The 18,525-nt window shown below is 41.7% G+C and carries 15 protein-coding genes; 12 read left to right on the top strand and 3 right to left on the bottom strand.

What is annotated here, in order from left to right; genetic code table 11:
* Positions 1-9 precede the first annotated feature (9 nt).
* The 4 genes from ACP14V_RS07670 to ACP14V_RS07655 all read left to right on the top strand — a co-directional run bounded on the left by ACP14V_RS07670 (position 10) and on the right by ACP14V_RS07655 (position 6,595).
* On the top strand, positions 10-696 hold the full coding sequence (locus tag ACP14V_RS07670) for a TIGR00730 family Rossman fold protein (RefSeq protein WP_136566925.1): 687 nt from the start codon (positions 10-12) through the stop codon (positions 694-696).
* Positions 697-708: 12 nt separating this feature from the next.
* Complete coding sequence (locus tag ACP14V_RS07665; RefSeq protein WP_272610028.1) at positions 709-3,540, top strand: metalloprotease; 2,832 nt, start codon at positions 709-711, stop codon at positions 3,538-3,540.
* A 159-nt stretch (positions 3,541-3,699) separates the two neighbouring features.
* Positions 3,700-6,111: an alpha-ketoacid dehydrogenase subunit alpha/beta gene (locus tag ACP14V_RS07660; RefSeq protein ID WP_272610027.1), complete on the top strand. Its 2,412-nt coding sequence runs from the start codon at positions 3,700-3,702 to the stop codon at positions 6,109-6,111.
* A gap of 106 nt (positions 6,112-6,217) precedes the next feature.
* Positions 6,218-6,595 (top strand): DoxX family protein, encoded by a 378-nt coding sequence (locus tag ACP14V_RS07655; RefSeq protein WP_272610026.1) that lies wholly within the window; start codon positions 6,218-6,220, stop codon positions 6,593-6,595.
* Between the two features lie 2 nt (positions 6,596-6,597).
* Here the strand turns inward: ACP14V_RS07655 and holA are convergent, their stop codons facing one another.
* The gene (gene holA / locus ACP14V_RS07650) at positions 6,598-7,599 is read right to left on the bottom strand and encodes a DNA polymerase III subunit delta (protein WP_272610025.1); all 1,002 of its coding nucleotides are present in this window, start codon (positions 7,597-7,599) and stop codon (positions 6,598-6,600) included.
* A 27-nt stretch (positions 7,600-7,626) separates the two neighbouring features.
* Between holA and ACP14V_RS07645 the strand changes: the two genes are divergently transcribed.
* The 3 genes from ACP14V_RS07645 to ACP14V_RS07635 all read left to right on the top strand — a co-directional run bounded on the left by ACP14V_RS07645 (position 7,627) and on the right by ACP14V_RS07635 (position 10,055).
* Entirely contained in the window at positions 7,627-8,073 is a 447-nt protein-coding gene (locus ACP14V_RS07645; protein WP_136566921.1) for a type I restriction enzyme HsdR N-terminal domain-containing protein, read from the top strand.
* Between the two features lie 12 nt (positions 8,074-8,085).
* A complete protein-coding gene (locus tag ACP14V_RS07640; RefSeq protein WP_272610024.1) occupies positions 8,086-9,087 on the top strand; it encodes a glycosyltransferase family 2 protein in 1,002 nt (333 codons plus the stop codon).
* Between the two features lie 95 nt (positions 9,088-9,182).
* A complete protein-coding gene (locus tag ACP14V_RS07635; RefSeq protein WP_136566919.1) occupies positions 9,183-10,055 on the top strand; it encodes an OmpA/MotB family protein in 873 nt (290 codons plus the stop codon).
* A 56-nt stretch (positions 10,056-10,111) separates the two neighbouring features.
* Here the strand turns inward: ACP14V_RS07635 and ACP14V_RS07630 are convergent, their stop codons facing one another.
* Positions 10,112-10,732, bottom strand: coding sequence for an L-threonylcarbamoyladenylate synthase (locus ACP14V_RS07630; protein ID WP_272610023.1), 621 nt, complete (start codon positions 10,730-10,732; stop codon positions 10,112-10,114).
* A 251-nt stretch (positions 10,733-10,983) separates the two neighbouring features.
* On the opposite strand from ACP14V_RS07630, the gene ACP14V_RS07625 reads away from it, so the two are divergent.
* Positions 10,984-11,763, top strand: a complete 780-nt coding sequence (locus ACP14V_RS07625; protein WP_272610022.1) for a hypothetical protein — start codon at positions 10,984-10,986, stop codon at positions 11,761-11,763.
* A gap of 13 nt (positions 11,764-11,776) precedes the next feature.
* Here ACP14V_RS07625 and ACP14V_RS07620 read toward each other — a convergent pair whose 3' ends face one another.
* Positions 11,777-14,107: an ATP-dependent helicase gene (locus ACP14V_RS07620; protein ID WP_272610021.1), complete on the bottom strand. Its 2,331-nt coding sequence runs from the start codon at positions 14,105-14,107 to the stop codon at positions 11,777-11,779.
* Positions 14,108-14,240: 133 nt separating this feature from the next.
* On the opposite strand from ACP14V_RS07620, the gene ACP14V_RS07615 reads away from it, so the two are divergent.
* Genes ACP14V_RS07615 through ACP14V_RS07600 form a run of 4 tightly spaced genes read left to right on the top strand, consistent with a single transcriptional unit; the run spans position 14,241 to position 18,457 of the window.
* Entirely contained in the window at positions 14,241-14,780 is a 540-nt protein-coding gene (locus ACP14V_RS07615) for a DsrE family protein (RefSeq protein ID WP_272610020.1), read from the top strand.
* An 11-nt stretch (positions 14,781-14,791) separates the two neighbouring features.
* Positions 14,792-16,066: an amidohydrolase gene (locus ACP14V_RS07610; protein WP_272610019.1), complete on the top strand. Its 1,275-nt coding sequence runs from the start codon at positions 14,792-14,794 to the stop codon at positions 16,064-16,066.
* A gap of 2 nt (positions 16,067-16,068) precedes the next feature.
* Complete coding sequence (locus ACP14V_RS07605) at positions 16,069-17,643, top strand: FMN-binding glutamate synthase family protein (protein ID WP_272610018.1); 1,575 nt, start codon at positions 16,069-16,071, stop codon at positions 17,641-17,643.
* Positions 17,644-17,683: 40 nt separating this feature from the next.
* Complete coding sequence (locus ACP14V_RS07600; RefSeq protein WP_272610017.1) at positions 17,684-18,457, top strand: hypothetical protein; 774 nt, start codon at positions 17,684-17,686, stop codon at positions 18,455-18,457.
* The last annotated feature ends 68 nt before the right edge of the window (positions 18,458-18,525 follow it).

Here is an 18,525-nt window from a genome sequence, read left to right as displayed (position 1 = left end):
ATTATGCAGATGCGAAAAGAACAACATACCAAAGGATGGAATGAGATAAAGACAAACGATTCATGGGCCATATTCAAAATTATGGGTGAGTTTGTCAATGGATTTGAGAAAATGAGCCAGATAGGTCCCTGTGTATCCATATTTGGTTCTGCTAGAATTCGTCCCGGACAACCCTATTACGACTTAGCCGTTAGGATATCACAAAAAGTAGCTGAAGCAGGCTATGGTATCATTACAGGAGGTGGTCCCGGCATTATGGAAGCTGGTAACAAAGGCGCCAATATGGCTGGAGGAACTTCCGTTGGATTGAATATTGACCTGCCCTTTGAACAGCATGATAATCCATTCATTGATGATGACAAATCTTTAGACTTTGATTATTTCTTCGTACGAAAGGTAATGTTCGTGAAATACTCCCAAGGGTTTGTGGTAATGCCCGGAGGCTTTGGTACATTGGATGAGCTCTTTGAGGCCATCACCCTGATACAGACGCATAAAATTCAGAAGTTTCCCATTATTTTGGTGGGCACCGAGTTTTGGAAAGGATTATTGGATTGGATCAAAAACACTATGCTGGAAGCAGGTAACATAAGCCCAACCGATTTAGATCTAATCCGACTGGTGGACACGGAGGAAGAAGTGGTTGAAATCATTGATGCATTTTACAGAGGGCACGATCTCAGCCCGAACTTCTAAAAAACTTCTTTATTGACTGCGCATTTCTCTTTAGTTCGGATTTCTTTGCTGTTTTTTACGGTATGCTCCTCTCTGTGGGGACAACACACCAATGAAATCACCGCAATTCTGGACCATGAATCACAACAAATACAGGTGCGGCAGGGATTCACATACGTTAATGCATCCCAAAATGGGATATCTACCCTCTACTTTAACGATTGGAACCACGCCTATGCCAACAAGAATACCGCATTGGCCAAACGATTCGCAGAGGAATTCAACCGTAGCCTACACTTGGCCAAGGACAAGGAGCGAGGATATACCGAAATAAAAACCATAGTCGGAAATGATTATTCTGGATTGGATTGGAAGCGTGTTGAAAACAGAGATGTAATTGCCGTTAAACTAGAACAAGTTCTAGAACCTGGACAATCTATTCAGCTGTTCTTCACGTATACTGTTCATCTACCCAGTGCCAAGTTCACCACCTACGGATTTACTGGTCAGGGGTACAACCTCAAGGATTGGTATCTCACCCCAGCAGTTTTTAACGAAGGATGGCTTTTGTATGACAATGTAAACTTGGATGATCTGTATACCGATGTCACCAATACATCCATCAATCTAAAATATCCTGACAAACTGTTTTTGGCCACGAATTACGATGAGTCCAATACTACCAAGTTTCCTGGGGGACAATACGTAACACTTACTGGAAAAAACCGGAAAAGCTGTGAAATCATTTTGAGCCCTTTCAAGAGGTTCACCAAGCATGTTACCGGCCACCTAACTGTTACTTCTGACTTGGAATCCAACAAATATGATGAGATATCCCAGGGCATATCAATAAACAAAGTGTCTCAGTTTCTTGAAGAAAATTTAGGGGAATATCCGCATGACAATCTGCTGGTAAGCGAGTTTGCCTATAACAAGGCCCCATTGTACGGCATTAATCAACTTCCCTCCTTTATAAGGCCGTATGATGAACGTTTTCAGTTTGAAATGAAGTTTCTGAAGACAGCCATCAATAGTTTCCTGAAAGAAACCCTGTTCCTTGATCCAAGACAGGAGCGTTGGGTGAGCGATGCCATCGCCTATTATTTGATGATCAAATATGTGGAAGACCATTATCCCAAACAGAAATTGGCCGGAAAACTATCCAAGATTTGGGGGATTAAAGGCTTCCATTTGGCTCAAATGGACTTTAACGAACAATATGCCTTGTTGAGCATGTTACCTGTCCGGAAGAATATTGACCAAGCATTAACTGTCCGCAATGACTCATTAATCAAGTTCAACCAGAAAATCGCCAATGGGTACAAGGCAGGATTGGGCATGTCTTACCTTTCCGAATATTTAGGAGACAAAAAGGTAGACAGTAGTATCATCGAGTTCTATAAAAACCATCGTTTAACGTCCAAAGTAAATGCTTTGGATTTTAGAAAAACCTTGGAGCAGTTTGCTGATAAGGATATAAAATGGTTCTTTGATGAGTATGTAACTACGGATAAAAAGATTGATTTTAAAATCAAGAACATAAACAAGACCGAGGATTCCATTACTTTGGTCCTGAAAAACAAAAGAGGCACCAATGTGCCCATTTCGTTATTTGGTCTTCAAAAGGATTCTGTGGTTTCCCAGTATTGGTTCACGGATATCGATACTACCAAGACCGTGACCATACCCAGGAATGGGGAAGATCGGATGGTGCTCAACTATGACCAAAAGATTCCGGAGTTCAATCAACGTGACAATTGGAAAACCCTTAACGGTTTTTTCTCAAGCAACAAAAAACTAAAATTCCAATTTTTCAAGGATACCGAAGACCCCTATTACAACCAAGTCTTCTATGTGCCCATTGCCAACTTCAATATTTATGATGGTATAACGCCGGGAATGCGCATCTACAACAAGACCTTTTTGGAACGCCCCTTTCAATACGACATTTCGCCCACCTATTCTTTTTTGGAACGAACCCTTGTGGGCAAAGCTACCTTGCACTACAGGAAATATCACCAGAAAACGGGGCTATATGTCACCAATTATTCTATTACAGGTTCTACCTCGCATTTTCAGGTCAACTCCCGCTTTTCAACACTTACCCCGGCTGTGAGCTTTGGGTGGCGGCCCAATGATCTGCTGTCCAACCGTAGACAAAGTCTACTTTTTAGATACCGGAATGTTTTTAGAAGTATCGATGACAATATTGCGGATCAAATCGACACCGATCCAGACTATAGTGTAATGAATGTTCGCTTCATAGATGTGGACAACAATATCCTAAACTACAATTCATGGTTTTTGGATGCACAACATTCCAGTGATTTTACCAAACTCGCTTTTGAAATGGAATACCGCAAACTATTCCAAAGTAACCGACAGCTGAACCTTAGACTATTTGCTGGTAAGTTTTTACGCAACAAAACCGATTCCGATTTTTTCAGTTTTGCCCTTGATCGCCCCACCGATTATATGTTCGACCTAAGTTATTTGGGACGATCGGAAAGTTCTGGGCTTTACAGTCAACAAATTATTATTTCCGAAGGTGGTTTTAAATCAAAACTTGAGAATCCCTTTGCCAACGATTGGATGGTAACCGCAAATGCCAGTACTAATATTTGGCGATGGATTGAGGCTTACGGGGATGTTGGCTATCTTAAAAACAAGGGCGAAGATGCCCGCTTCGTATATGATTCTGGCATAAGGCTCAATCTGGTCACCGATTATTTTGAACTATACTTTCCTGTATATTCCAATAGAGGATGGGAAATTGCCCAGAATAATTATGAAGAACGCATTCGTTTTGTGGTCACGATCAGCCCTAAGACGCTCATAGGACTCTTTACCCGGAAATGGTTTTAATATTATCATATTCCCAAAAAACACCCCGCAAACAAACATCAATTTTAAAATATCTTTGTTTTTTAAACAAATTTTTATTGAATTGATATTTTATTAACAGGGTTTCATATTGCTGTTTTGAATGTATTTTAGTACTTTCGCAGAAATCTTAGACCGTCCATGAAACCCGATCCAAGTACAAGCAACGATATTTCCTTTGATGACTTTCAATCCCAAATCCTTCAGGATTATGAGGTTGCGGTCACCAGTAGGGAATGCAGCTTACTCGGAAGACGGGAAGTATTGTCGGGAAAAGCCAAGTTTGGCATATTTGGGGATGGTAAGGAACTGCCTCAGCTTGCCATGGCCAGGGCCTTTCAAGATGGGGATTTTAGAAGTGGGTACTACAGGGACCAAACCTTTATGATGGCTCTAGGATATCTCACTCCAAAGGAATTTTTCCACGGTCTTTATGCCACCACGGATTTGGAAAAGGAACCTATGAGTGCTGGAAGGCAAATGGGCGGGCATTTTGTTACCCATAGCCTTAATGAAGATGGCACATGGAAAGACCTTACCAAACAAAAAAACAGTAGTGCCGACATTTCATGTACTGCCGGACAAATGCCACGACTTCTTGGATTGGCCCAAGCCTCTAAGATATATCGTAATGTCAAGGAAATGGATCAGACCAATTTTTCCAACAATGGAAATGAGGTCGCATGGGGCACCATTGGAAATGCCAGCACCAGTGAAGGACATTTTTTTGAAACTGTAAATGCTGCCGGGGTAATGCAAGTGCCCATGGTCATCTGCATTTGGGATGATGAATACGGTATTTCCGTACCCGCTGAATTCCACACCACCAAAGGGGATATTTCCGAGATGCTAAAAGGCCTGCAACGCAATGAAAATGCTGCAGGATATGAAATATTGAAAGTAAAGGGGTGGGATTACACAGCCCTTACCCATACCTTTGAAAATGCATCTGATATTGCCCGGGAAAACCATGTTCCAGTATTAATCCATGTTACAGAACTCACCCAACCCCAAGGACACTCCACATCTGGATCACATGAGCGATACAAGTCTGCAGATCGTTTGGAATGGGAAAGGGAAAACGACTGCAATAAACGATTTAGGGAATGGATTCTTGAAAATGGAGTAAGTACAGAAGAGGAACTCAAAAAACTGGAACGGGAAATAAAACAAAAAGTCAGGGCTGCAAAAAAAGAAGCATGGCTAGAATTCCTGAAACCGCATCTTGTAGCTAAAAAACAGCTTGTGCAGTTGTTGTCCAATGCTGCTGACAAAAGTTCAAACCGTGCTTTCATCACTAAAATAAAGAATGATTTAATCGCCATTGAAGAGCCTCTTAAAAAAGATTTGGCTTCCAAGTCCAGGACTGCCCTTCGCTACGTCTTGGGTGAAGAAAACCAAGAAAAAGAGCAGCTTCAACAATGGGTTCAGGACTTTTTAAATGAGTCTCAACCAAAATACAGTTCGCACCTTTACAGTGAACTCCCCAATAGTGCTGCCCACGTAAAGCCAATAAGCCCTACTTATTCTGAAAAAGCCGAGGAAGTAGACGGAAGAATCATACTTCGCGACAATTTTGATGTGCTCTTCAACAAATATCCAAAAACCATGGTCTTTGGAGAAGATACAGGTAACATAGGTGATGTTAACCAAGGACTGGAGGGCCTTCAAAAAAAATATGGAGAGCTTCGCGTGGCCGATACCGGCATTAGAGAAACCTCCATTATAGGGCAAGGTATTGGTCTAGCGTTGAGAGGTCTTAGACCCATTGCAGAAATCCAATATTTGGACTATATCCTCTACGCCATTCAAACTCTAAGTGATGATTTGGCCTCATTGCTGTATCGCACCGTAGGAAAACAAAAGGCCCCATTGATTGTACGTACCCGAGGGCACAGACTGGAAGGCATTTGGCATTCCGGCTCACCTATGGGCGGATTGGTACATTTACTAAGGGGAATGCACATCCTAGTACCTAGGAACATGACCCAAGCAGCAGGTTTTTACAATACACTATTGAAAAGTGACGAACCTGCCTTGGTCATCGAAAGCCTGAATGGATATCGTCTCAAAGAGAAAAAACCTTCCAATCTGGGGGAATTTTGTACGCCGATTGGAAAAGTGGAAACCCTAAAGGAAGGGTCTGACATTACCCTACTATCCTACGGTTCTACCCTTCGCATAGTGGAAAAAGTGGCCCAAGATCTATTGGAAGTCGGTATTGATGCCGAAGTAATCGATGCACAATCACTTCTCCCTTTTGATTTGGACCATGATGTGGTAAAAAGTCTTCAAAAAACCAATAGACTATTAATTATTGATGAAGATGTTCCTGGAGGCTGCTCTGCTTATCTACTTCAAGAAATACTGGAAAAACAGGACGGATACCGCTTTTTGGACAGTGCGCCACAAACCTTGACCTCAAAGGCCCACAGACCTGCCTATGCTTCAGATGGAGATTATTTTTCTAAACCCAATGCAGAGGACATCTTTGAAAAGGTATACCAAATTATGCAGGAAACCGACCCCAACTCCTTTCCAAGTCTAAGGTAATTCCGTTTTTTGTCCAAAATAAAAGTTAGCAGCACATTTTTATGTGCTTTTCTTGCATGAATTAAAAACTTAATTAATATTTTCACACGGACAAAAAATCCCCCAAATGAAAAATAACACATTGGTCCACTTGGGCTTGGCACTGTTAAGAATTGTTCCTTCAGTGTTCATGTTGACCCATGGATATCCAAAACTCTTAAAACTTATCAACGGAAATACAGAATTTGCCAACCCATTTGGCATAGGCGAAGCTCCTTCCCTATTTTTGGCTGTAATCGGTGAATTTATCTGTCCGCTTTTGATGGTCATTGGCTTTAAAACCAGATGGGCTGCCATTCCAACAGCGATTACCATGGCTGTGGCCGCCTTTATGATCCATGGGGCGGACCCTTTCGGAACCAAGGAAAAGGCACTGCTCTTTTTTGTGGTCTTTGTTGTTATTTTTCTTTTGGGTCCCGGCAAGTATAGTGTAGACAAGAAATAGCTCTAGACAATTTCGGTCAGTAATTCTTTAAGTAAATCTGCCTGAGCCATATTATTGGCCCCCACCCCTTTGCCCTTAAGGTCCAAATTCCTTAAGCCTGATATAATACCGCTAACTCTTTTCATGGGATAGTTTTTGGCGGCAACCGAGTATTCTTTAACGAAATAAGGGTTTACACCCAATACTTTGGCCACATTTCCTGGAGAATGGTCACTTAGTCCATGATATTGCAGCAATTGGGTAAAGAAGGTGTTCAGCAAGGTTACGGTTACCACAAACGGGTTGTCCTTGGGGTTTTGCGCAAAATAATCAATGATACGGGATGCTTTGGCCACATCCTTTTCCCCTATCGCTTTCTTTAATTCAAAATTATTGAAATCCTTGCTAATTCCTATATTTTCCTCTATTACCTCGGGGGTGATTTCCGTAGAGGGCTGCACTACCAAGGTCAACTTATCCAGTTCGTTGTTGATTTTCCCCAAATCCGTTCCTAAAAACTCAACCAATAACATACATGCCTTGGGAGAAATCTTGTACTTTTTACTGGCAAGGGTCCTTCTTATCCACTCCGACACCTGATTCTCGTAGAGTTTCTTGCTCTCAAAAAGTTCCCCTTTCTTTTGAATGGTTTTATAGAGCTTCTTACGCTTATCCAACTTTTTGTATTTATAGCAGATAACCAAAATGGTCGTGGGCTGCGGATTTTCAGCGTAGGATGTCAGGTTCTCGATGGTTCTCGAAAGGTGTTGGGCCTCCTTAACGATCACCACTTGGTGCTCGGCCATCATAGGAAACCGTTTGGCATTGGAAATTACTTCGTCCACGCTGGTATCTTTTCCATAAAGTACCATCTGGTTAAAACCTTTTTCATCTTCAGTAAGGACATTGTCAGAAATATACTTTGAAATCCTATCGATGTAATAGGGTTCCTCTCCCATTAAAAAATAAATGGGTTTTGGGTTTCCTGCGTCTATTTCAGCTACAATTTCCTTTATCCTATCCATTCAGAAAAAAATCATCAAATTTGCCTAATGCAACCTTTAAACTTTCCAGCGTACTCGTTCCGAATCAAAAATAGCCAAAATAGACACTATATTTTTGACGGAATACGCAAAAAATTTGTGGTGCTCCAACCAGAGGAATGGGTACGCCAGCATGTACTTCATTTTTTGGTCTTTACAAAGAAATATCCCAAAAGCCTCATAAATGTTGAAAAGCAGTTAACGGTGAATACGTTGAAAAAAAGGTATGATGTGGTCGTGTTTAATCCCGATGGCTCTATTTTCCTGTTGGTGGAATGCAAGTCACCCGAAATCAAAATAAACCAATCCACTTTTGATCAAATTGCCCGATATAACCTGCAATTACAATCCCAATACCTCATGGTAACCAATGGACTGGAGCACTATTATTGCGAAATGGACCATCAAGAGGAAAAATATAGGTTTTTAAAGGAAATTCCTGATTTTAGCCGTTAATTTGCACCCGTTTTGAAAGTTGCCGTAGTCATACTCAATTGGAATGGGGAAGCCTTGCTCAAAAGGTTCCTTCCTTCTGTAATAAACCACTCTGAAGGTGCAGATATTTATGTGGTGGACAATGCCAGTACTGATAGCTCCGTTGCATTCATTAAACAACACTATCCCACTATTGGCATTGTACAAAATAATCTTAACGGCGGTTTTGCCAAGGGGTATAATGATGGACTAAAATCCATAGACGCCGACATCTTCTGCCTATTGAATTCAGATGTGGAAGTAACCCCAGATTGGCTGACTCCAATCATAAAGATTTTTAATACCCAGCAAGACATTGCCATAATACAGCCCAAAATATTAGACCTAAAACAGAAGGATCATTTTGAGTATGCCGGTGCAGCCGGGGGATTTATTGATATGTTGGGGTACCCGTTCTGCCGAGGTAGAATATTTCAGGCATTGGAAAAGGATACAGGCCAATACAATGATGTAAAGGAAATTTTTTGGGCCACAGGAGCCTGTATGTTCATCCGTCGAAATGTGTTTGAATCGCTGAATGGTTTTGATGAGGACTACTTTGCCCATCAAGAAGAAGTAGATCTCTGCTGGAGAGCTAAAAATGCTGGCCACAAAATTCTTTATGTAGGCCATAGCCATGTATTCCACTTGGGCGGGTCTACATTAAAGAATATGAATCCTAAGAAAACCTTCCTCAATTTCAGGAATTCTCTCTACTCTATCACCAAGAACCTTCCCAGGAAAAAAGCCTTTCCCATTATTTTTATGCGCTTGGTTTTGGATGGTATTGCTGCCCTAAGGTTTATCTTTCAATTAAAATTCAATCATTGTCTGGCAATTCTTCGAGCGCATATCAGTTTTTATGGTAACTTTAGAAAAATGTACAGAAAGCGGGAAAAAGCTAATTTTATATTAAAGTACCACACCACGACATCCATTGTATGGTCACATTTCGTACATCAAATAAAGAATTTTAACATTTTAGTAAAAGATTAACTATACCGAAATAAGGAAGATTTGCATTTTATCTAATTTTGGTCGAGATTTTTTACAAAGAGATATCTAACAATCCTTAAATTATATTCTGAACTATGAAAAAAGTTTTTCTAGGAACATTGGCGATGACAGTTCTACTATCATCTTGTGTATCACAAAAGAAATATGCTGATCTGGAAGCCAAGCAAAAAGAAACCCAAGATTTATTGAACTCTGCCACTGTTAAGTTGAACGACTGTTTGGAAGAGAAAGCAACGGCGGACTCAAGACTTCAGACCCTTGAAGATCAAAACGCCTTCCTTAAGGCCAATAACCAAGAGCTCATCAACAACATGGGCAACTTGACCACCCTTACCACAAAAGGTGCCGAGAACCTTGAAAAATCTTTGGAAAGCTTACGTGAAAAAGATCTTACCATCAGAAAATTGCAAGATGCCGTTACCCGAAGGGATTCTGTTAACCTTTCTTTGGTACAGAGCTTGAAAGGTGTATTGGGCAACTTGGATGATGAAGACATTGAAATCAGTGTTGAGAAAGGTGTTGTATTCGTTTCCATTTCTGACAAACTATTGTTCAGAAGCGGTAGCTACAACGTAACCAACGCAGCCAAAGAAGTATTGGGCAAAGTAGCCAAGGTAGTAAACAACAAACCCGATTTTGAGTTCATGGTAGAAGGTCATACCGACAATGTACCTTACAGAAGCGGTGTTTTATTGGATAACTGGGATTTGAGTGCCAAAAGAGCAACTTCTGTCGTACGAATCCTTCAAAATGATTTCGGTGTAGACCCAGCCAGGATGACTGCTGCAGGACGTAGCTACTATATTCCTTTGGTAAGCAATGAAACCTCTGCCGACAGAGCCAAAAACAGAAGAACCCGTATCGTGGTACTTCCAAAAATTGATCAGTTCTATAGCATGATCGAAGAAGGCATGAAAGATCCTGCCATCGGCGGTGGCGGAAAATAAGATCTTAGTAATTATACTAAACGAAAAGCGGCTCAATTGAGCCGCTTTTTTTTATGCTAAAAAATATCCGAATCTCCCTTCCCTTCCCTTACCACTTCGGGCACACCGGTTGATAGGTCTATGACCGTGGAAGCCATGTTATCTCCATAGCCACCATCTACCACAACGTCCACCAAATTTTGCCACTTCTCATAAATAAGTTCGGGATCTGTGGTGTACTCCAAAATATCATCCTCATCATGTATGGATGTGGAAACTATGGGATTTCCCAATTCTGTGACCAAAGCCCTGGCAATAGCATTATCGGGAACCCGAATCCCCACGGTTTTCTTTTTTTTGAAATCCTTGGGAAGATTGTTATTTCCGGGAAGGATAAAAGTATAGGGGCCCGGCAGTGTACGTTTTAATATTTTGAAGGTTGAAGAATCAATCTGCCTAACATAGTCCGATAGATTGCTCAAATCCGCACAGACAAAGGACCAATTGGCCTTTTCCAATTTTATCCCCTTGATCCTTGCGATACGCTGCAGGGCTTTGGAATTCGTAATATCACAGCCTAATCCATATACCGTATCGGTAGGGTAAATTACCAGCCCACCCTTCCGCAAAACATTGCCAATTTTCTCAACCTGCCTTGGGTTTGGGTTTTCTTCATAAAGTTTGATAAACTCTGCCATACATGTCTAGAAATGGCTCCAATGCCAATCTCTACGCAAGGTAACAAAGTTTACTTTGAAAACATACTTCCCTAAAAAAGGTCATTTTAGTTAAAAATATGATAAGACACTCAACCCATGATCTCTTTTTGCATCCATCCAATCAAAACAGCTATTCATCAAATAGATTAGGGCATTAATAAATTAAGGACCCTTTCATCAAGTTTAAACTGGGAAGTTTGCATAATAAGTGAATCAGAATCTTTATTGATATGAAATTCAACCATATACTATTATCTGCCATTTTAATTGCCTCTTTTGGGCTGTTGAATTGCACCAACAAGCAAAATGACCTAAAAAAATTCAATACCGGCAAAGCGTTGATTTTTTCCTTGGATAGTTTATTCACTAATCTTTCCAATGTCCCCACGAAAGCTAAAGGTTCATCCGAAGCTGTGGTTCATATCAATGAAGAAATACGAAAAACCATAGAAAGTATTGATGCTCCACAATTATTGGAAGAGTTGGCGGTTGAGTTCAAATCCAAAAAACATGATTTCTCATTTATAGTATCGAAAGATAAAAAAGTGGGGGTGTTCTCTTGGGATACTCGGATGGGCTTGTCGGAACAAAGTATTAAAAACATAGCGCTGTACAAATCAGGAGACCGAGTACTACCCACCTCTTTGTACGGAAAACCAATGGTTTATGACAAGGTCTACCAAGTTGAACCTGTATCAGGAAATACCATCTACACATTCCACGGCCACAGTGAAGCCATGGGGCACCCTAATTATCGATTGCATGCGTACACCCTAAAAAGTGGCCATTTGGAAGAAACTCCGGTTTTTCCGTTGAATACCACGTTTATCTCATCGGAAAAATCTTTTGCCGATAGTGATATTCAATCAATGGATTTTGAGGTCTCAAAAAATGGTTCCCATATTTTAATCTCCAAGGCTTTGGATTCTGCTACCGTTATTAAAACCTTGGCATTTGATGGCGAAAAGTTTGCGTCAGCTGAGGAAAAACTGGAAATATCCTATAAATAATTCCTTTCTCGGGTCAATCTTTTAAAACCTCCAGCTTTGCGAAACGGAGCAATAGCTTTTTTATTCCTCCTTGTTCAAACTGAATTTCTGCTTTCCTATCGTTTCCTACTCCTTCGATTTTTACAACCCTACCCCTACCAAAACGGGTATGGTTCACTAGGGAACCTTCCGTTAAATCAGAATCTATGCTTGGATTGCCAGCTGAAGGCGAAGCCAAATCAGGTTTCAATTTTCGTAGTTTGCGCAATTGATTTTCGTTGGGGCGTTGCACGCTGGGCGGCGTACCATTGCTTGGTTTCACCTGTCGGAGTTTGCTCTTGTCAACCTCACCAAAAATATTGGCATTGATCATGGATTTATACCGATACCCATCGTTTACCGGGGTAAGGTTATCCACATATTGTTCATCTATCTCTTCCAAAAATCTACTAGGGTCAGCATCAATAAGTTTACCCCATCGATATCTATTCTGGGTATAGGTTAAATAGGCCTGCTTTTCGGCCCTGGTGAGCGCCACGTAGAACAATCGCCTTTCCTCTTCCAACTCACTACGGGTGTTCATGCTCATAGCCGATGGAAAAAGGTCCTCTTCCATCCCCACAACATACACATAAGGAAACTCCAATCCTTTAGCCAAGTGAATGGTCATCAAGGCTACCCTATCATCATCACCTACATCCTTGTCCATGTCTGTAGCCAAGGCCACATCTTCCAGAAACTCCGTTAAGCTTCCCGTGGCATCCGCCAACTCTTTTTGCCCTTCCACAAAGTCCTTGATTCCGTTCAAGAGCTCTTCAATATTTTCCATTCGGGCAATTCCCTCCGGGGTCCCATCTTTCTTGAATTCCAACAACAAACCGGTCTTCTTGGACACGTGTTCTGCCAAGGTAAATGCATCAGAGCCTTCGTTCATGATTTGAAAACTCTTGATCATGGTCACAAAATCCTGCAACTTGCGTTTGGTTCCAGTATTTATATTGAGGTTGAGCTTCTCCAAATGTTCCATCACTTCATAAATGGAACGTCCGTAATGATTGGCAGCGACAATGAGTTTATCTATGGTGGTTTGCCCAATACCCCTAGCTGGAAAGTTGATGACCCGTTTTAGGGCTTCTTCGTCCTTGGGATTGACAATCAATCGCAAATAGGCCAAAACATCCTTGATTTCCTTGCGTTGGTAAAAAGACAATCCACCATAAATTCGATATGGGATATCCCGCTTTCGAAGCGCATCTTCAATGGCCCTCGATTGTGAATTGGTACGGTACAGCACAGCAAAATCCCCATTTTGCATCTGTTGCTGCATCTTATTTTCAAAAATGGAACCTGCCACATACCTCCCCTCCTCTGCGTCGGTGATACTTCTATGGATAATGATCTTATTGCCTGCATCATTGGAGGTCCATACCACCTTTTCCAACTGATCTTTGTTCTTTTCGATGATGGAGTTGGCAGCATTGACAATGTTCTTGGTAGATCGATAGTTTTGCTCCAGTCGATAGACCGCCACATCATCATAATCCCTTTGAAAATTTAGGATGTTACTGATATTGGCCCCACGGAACGAATAGATACTTTGGGCGTCGTCCCCAACTACGCAAATATTTTGGTAACGGTCCGACAAGGCCTTTACAATAAGGTACTGCGAGTGATTGGTATCTTGGTACTCATCCACCAAAATATATCGGAACCTATCTTGATACTTCATCAGAACCTCTGGAAAACGCGTCAGCAATTCATTGGTACGCAACAAAAGGTCATCAAAATCCATGGCACCGGCCTTAAAACAGCGGTCCACATAATTCTGGTATATTTCTCCTATCCGGGGACGCTTGGCCATGGCATCGGCCTCTACCAATTCCGGATTCTGAAAGTAGGCCTTTACGGTAATCAAACTATTCTTGTAGGACGAAATTCTATTCTGAATCTGTTTGTACTTGTAAATATCCTTGTCTAACCCCATCTCTTTGATAATGGAAGCTATCAAACGTTGGGAATCTTGGGTATCGTAAATGGTGAAATTGCTTGGGAATCCCAATTTATCCCCATCAAACCGTAATAACTTGGCAAAAACAGAATGGAATGTCCCCATCCAAAGATTTTTGGCTTCGGAAGTACCCACAATATCGGCAATCCGTTTCTTCATTTCACGAGCTGCCTTGTTGGTAAAGGTTAGGGCCAAAATGTTGAAGGAATCCACCCCTTGGTTCATCAAGTGGGCTATGCGATAGGTCAATACCCGTGTCTTCCCCGAACCGGCTCCTGCAATCACCATTAACGGGCCATCCTTATGCAATACAGGGGCTCGTTGTGCATCGTTCAATTCATCCAAAAAAGTACTCAAATGCTCGGCTTTTAAAACGTAGGGGTGAAATTAGCCAATAAAGCCCTCATGCTAAAATCATCCTGTCAATATTTATAAACACGAAGGAGTTTTGATTTGAATTGAATATATTTAACAACTCAACTTTTTGCTGATGAAGTATTCCCGTTTTTTACTTATTTCATGTTTTTTTATTGGACTTATGATAAATGCACAGGAGAAGAAAACAGGCCCTGTCCTCGAGAAACATGGAGCGGTGTGGGCTGTGGAAAACCAAGATTTCAAGACCGATACAAGTGCTGAATTCAAAGTGGTGTTCGATATCATGGACAGTCCTGACTCCCACACAGAAATCAATAAAAAGATAGAAACTGCGGCACGTTTTTTAAACATGCATGCCCAAAATGGTGTTCCGCTATCCCAGCTTAAAGTAGCATTGGTAGTTCATGGAGGCGCTACCAAGGACCTTGCCCACAACGAAGCATACCAAGATCGTTTTGGAACCATAAATCCGAATTACGATTTGATAAATGAGTTACAGAATGCTGGAGTACAGGTTATTTTATGCGGACAATCTTCGAATTCCCGAAAATACCCCAAAGAAGATTTGATTCCTGGGAGTAAGATAGCCCTTTCGGCCATGACCGCCCTTATCCAATTACAAAACCAAGGATATCGACTTATAAAATTTTAAACTGATTTCTTATGAACAAAATTATCACCCTTGCTTTTTTGGTATCTGGCCTATCCCTTTGGGCACAGGATGCCAAATTGGAAAAAGATTACCAGAATATTGAAAGTAAAGTCATTGAATGGCGCCGTGATATCCACCAAAACCCGGAACTTAGCAACCGAGAGTTCAAAACAGCCGAAAAGATTGCAAAGCATCTAAAATCCTTGGGTATAGAAGTGCAAACCGGCGTTGCAAATACCGGAGTAGTTGGTCTACTCAAAGGAGGAAAGCCTGGTAAAGTAGTTGCCTTAAGAGCGGACATCGATGCTCTTCCTGTTACTGAGCGCAACGACCTTCCATTTAAATCTACCGTAAAGTCGGAGTTTCTGGGAAACGAAGTCGGCGTTATGCACGCATGCGGACACGATACCCATACAGCCATTTTAATGGGAGTAGCTGAAGTATTGTCCAAAAACAAAGACAAGATTAATGGCACGGTCAAGTTTATCTTCCAACCTGCTGAGGAAGGTCCACCTCCCGGTGAAGAAGGCGGTGCCAAACTAATGGTCAAGGAAGGCGTTCTTCAAAACCCTGATGTGGATGCTATTTTTGGTCTCCACATTAATTCCCAGACCCCCATCAATACCGTTAAGTACAAACCGGGAGGGGCTATGGCAGCTGCCCAACGTTTTGTCATCAATGTTAAGGGAAAGCAGACCCATGGGTCGCAACCTTGGGCAGGTATCGACCCCATCATGATCAGTGCCAAGATTATCGATGGCCTTCAGACCATCATCAGCCGTGAAACCAACCTTACCAATGAAGCCGCGGTAATTTCAGTGGGGAAAATCACTAGTGGGGTCCGATTCAACATCATCCCTGAAAGTGCGGAGATGATCGGTACCATCCGAACTTTGGATTACGATATGCAGAAGCACATCAATAAACGTATGGAAGAAATGGTACCTGCCATCGCAAAAGCCTATGGTGCTGAAGCAACCATTGAAATTACCACATCCACAGCCATTACGTTCAATGATTTGGATTTAACAGCGCAAATGGCCCCTACCCTTGAAAAAGTAGCCGGCAAAGACAATGTTACCATTCACAAAGCTATTACAGGTGCCGAAGACTTTAGCTATTTCCAAGAAAAGGTACCGGGCATGTTTTTCTTTTTGGGCGGAATGACCCCTGGCACCACCGAGTCCTTTCCTCATCATACTCCTGATTTCAAAATTGATGACAGCGGACTCCTTTTGGGCGTAAAGACCATGACCCAACTTACTTTGGACTATTTGAACATGTAATTATGGAATCTATATTGGATTTTCTTGGAAGTATCCCTTGGTGGGGTTGGATACTTGCTTTTCTTTTTTTGGTAGCTGTCAGAGATGTTTTTTTTCAGAAAGCGCACACCATCAGTCATAATTTTCCAGTGGTAGGTCATTTACGATATTGGTTGGAGAGCATTGGTCCGGAAATGCGTCAATATTTTGTGGCCAATAATCGCGAAGAACTACCTTTCAACCGTATTGAACGTTCCTGGATTTATGCCTCGGCCAAAAAAGAAAATAATTATGAGGGCTTTGGTACGGACCGTGACATCTATGCCCATCAGCACATTTTTGTGAAAAATGCCATGATAGGGTATCAAATACCAGATGAACACCCAAACATATCTGACCCTTGTTTTCTACCCTGTGCAAAAGTCATTGGCGCCTACAATAAACGTAAAAAACCTTTTCGACCTGCTTCGGTGATAAATATATCTGCCATGAGTTTTGGTTCTTTGTCTGCTGCTGCAGTAACCGCCATGAACCTAGGCGTGGAAAAATCCGGAGCATACCACAATACAGGGGAAGGAGGTCTATCCCCATATCACAAACAGGGTGGTGATGTTATTTTTCATTTTGGCACAGGATATTTTGGAGTAAGATCAAGAGATGGCAACTTCTCTATGGAAAAGCTAAAAATACTGGTTGATGAAAACCCTTGTATAAAAGGAGTGGAAATAAAGCTTTCACAAGGAGCCAAACCTGGAAAAGGTGGGGTTTTGCCTGGTGCTAAAATAACCCATGAAATTGCTGAGATACGGGGTGTTGAAGTGGGCAAAGATGTACTTTCCCCTTCAACCCACAAGGCCTTTAGTTCTATCCCAGAGCTTTTAGAACTCATAGAATCCATTGCCGAGGAAACCGGACTTCCAGTAGGCATCAAGGGTGCTGTGGGAAAAATGGACCAATGGGAAGAATTGGCTGATTTGATGAAAAAATCGGGAAAGGGCCCTGACTTTATTACCATAGATGGCGGCGAAGGAGGAACCGGTGCCGCTCCCCCAAGTTTTGCAGACCATGTCTCGCTTCCATGGACTTATGGTTTCTCATCAGTCTATAGACTTTTTGCAGACCGTGGATTAACAGAAAGAGTGGTTTTCATTGGAAGTGGGAAACTGGGATTTCCAGCCAAGGCGGCCATGGCCTTTGCCATGGGTGTAGATTGCATCAATGTAGCCCGGGAGGCTATGATGAGCATAGGCTGTATACAAGCACAAGTATGCCATACCAATCGTTGTCCCACTGGTATCGCCACCCAGAACAAATGGCTTCAGAACGGCATAAATGTACCTTTAAAGTCTGACCGATTGGCACAATACTTCAAGACCTTCAGAAAAGAGTTTTTGGAAATTACCCATGCTGCCGGTTACGAACACCCTTGCCAATTTACCATGAACGATATCCAAGTAAACGTGGATGACGATTACCTGAGCAGTGATCTCGAAGCCGTGTATCGATATAAAAAAGTGGTGGTCCCGTTCGAGTCCATGCAAAGTCTATATGAATGTTCTCATTTGGGAGGACGACCAATTTTGAAAAAAACATCCTAATTTAGCAGTCGATTAAAACAGACCAATACACATACCACATATGAAAAAAAAGTTACCCCTTATTGTATTCTTAGCCATGACCGCAACTATGTTTTCACAAAGAAAAAGCGATCTTTTGGCCGAGATTGAAAGTCTAAAATCCCAAATATCAAATGTTGAGCAGGATTTGGCCAAGGCCAAGCGCGAGATATCTTCCAGCAAAGCCAAAGCTGAAACTTTGGAAGTGGAAAATGTAGGTCTTAGGGATGCCAATGCAACACTCTTGGGCAACTTGAGTAACTTCTCGGAGCTTTCAAAACAAAATTCGGAAAATGTAAACCGCGCCATGGCTGCCTTGGCCAGAAAAGAAAAACAGCTTAGCGGTATAAACGATATGATATCGGCAAACGATTCCACTGCTATTGTTTCCTTGACCCGAATTAAACAAACCTTAGGTGAAAATGCCAATGTTAGTGTTGGCGATGGCGTAATCGTTATTTCCAATAGCCTAAGCAGTCTTTTTGGCTCTGACACCTCCACCACCCTAACCGATGCTGGTAAAGCATGGCTTGCCAATGTATCCAAGGTAATTTTGACCAACCCTTCTTTTAAAACCGAAATTGAAGGGCTCAACATTACAGGGGAATTTGGCCCTACTTATGACCAAGCGGTATCCGTTTCCAAAGAGTTGGTAACGGTATTGGGGGTTCCTAGTACAAGCATTCAAGTTTCTGCCAAAGATGGTAACTTCAAGGAAGGTATCAATATTAAATTACAACCAGATTACAAAGGTTTTTACGCCAAGGCCAAAGAAAGTGCCAAAGCCACCCAATAATATGGGAAGATAGATACTTTTTAAAAGTTTGGTGCGTTCTTGTTCTGTAAAATCAACAAAAACCAATC

Source organism: Flagellimonas alvinocaridis (genome assembly GCF_965248585.1).
GTDB lineage: Bacteria > Bacteroidota > Bacteroidia > Flavobacteriales > Flavobacteriaceae > Flagellimonas > Flagellimonas alvinocaridis.
This window is presented reverse-complemented; position numbering and strand designations above follow the sequence as displayed.

Bases quoted from the DNA above. Each gene is read 5' to 3' on its own strand.
- holA (WP_272610025.1), bottom strand. From the start codon at position 7,599: ATGGATAGGATAAAGGAAATTGTAGCTGAAATAGACGCAGGAAACCCA.
- ACP14V_RS07655 (WP_272610026.1), top strand. From the start codon at position 6,218: ATGAAAAATAACACATTGGTCCACTTGGGCTTGGCACTGTTAAGAATT.
- ACP14V_RS07635 (WP_136566919.1), top strand. From the start codon at position 9,183: ATGAAAAAAGTTTTTCTAGGAACATTGGCGATGACAGTTCTACTATCA.
- ACP14V_RS07670 (WP_136566925.1), top strand. From the start codon at position 10: ATGCGAAAAGAACAACATACCAAAGGATGGAATGAGATAAAGACAAAC.
- ACP14V_RS07600 (WP_272610017.1), top strand. From the start codon at position 17,684: ATGAAAAAAAAGTTACCCCTTATTGTATTCTTAGCCATGACCGCAACT.
- ACP14V_RS07625 (WP_272610022.1), top strand. From the start codon at position 10,984: ATGAAATTCAACCATATACTATTATCTGCCATTTTAATTGCCTCTTTT.
- ACP14V_RS07615 (WP_272610020.1), top strand. From the start codon at position 14,241: ATGAAGTATTCCCGTTTTTTACTTATTTCATGTTTTTTTATTGGACTT.
- ACP14V_RS07610 (WP_272610019.1), top strand. From the start codon at position 14,792: ATGAACAAAATTATCACCCTTGCTTTTTTGGTATCTGGCCTATCCCTT.
- ACP14V_RS07660 (WP_272610027.1), top strand. From the start codon at position 3,700: ATGAAACCCGATCCAAGTACAAGCAACGATATTTCCTTTGATGACTTT.
- ACP14V_RS07630 (WP_272610023.1), bottom strand. From the start codon at position 10,732: ATGGCAGAGTTTATCAAACTTTATGAAGAAAACCCAAACCCAAGGCAG.
- ACP14V_RS07605 (WP_272610018.1), top strand. From the start codon at position 16,069: ATGGAATCTATATTGGATTTTCTTGGAAGTATCCCTTGGTGGGGTTGG.
- ACP14V_RS07645 (WP_136566921.1), top strand. From the start codon at position 7,627: ATGCAACCTTTAAACTTTCCAGCGTACTCGTTCCGAATCAAAAATAGC.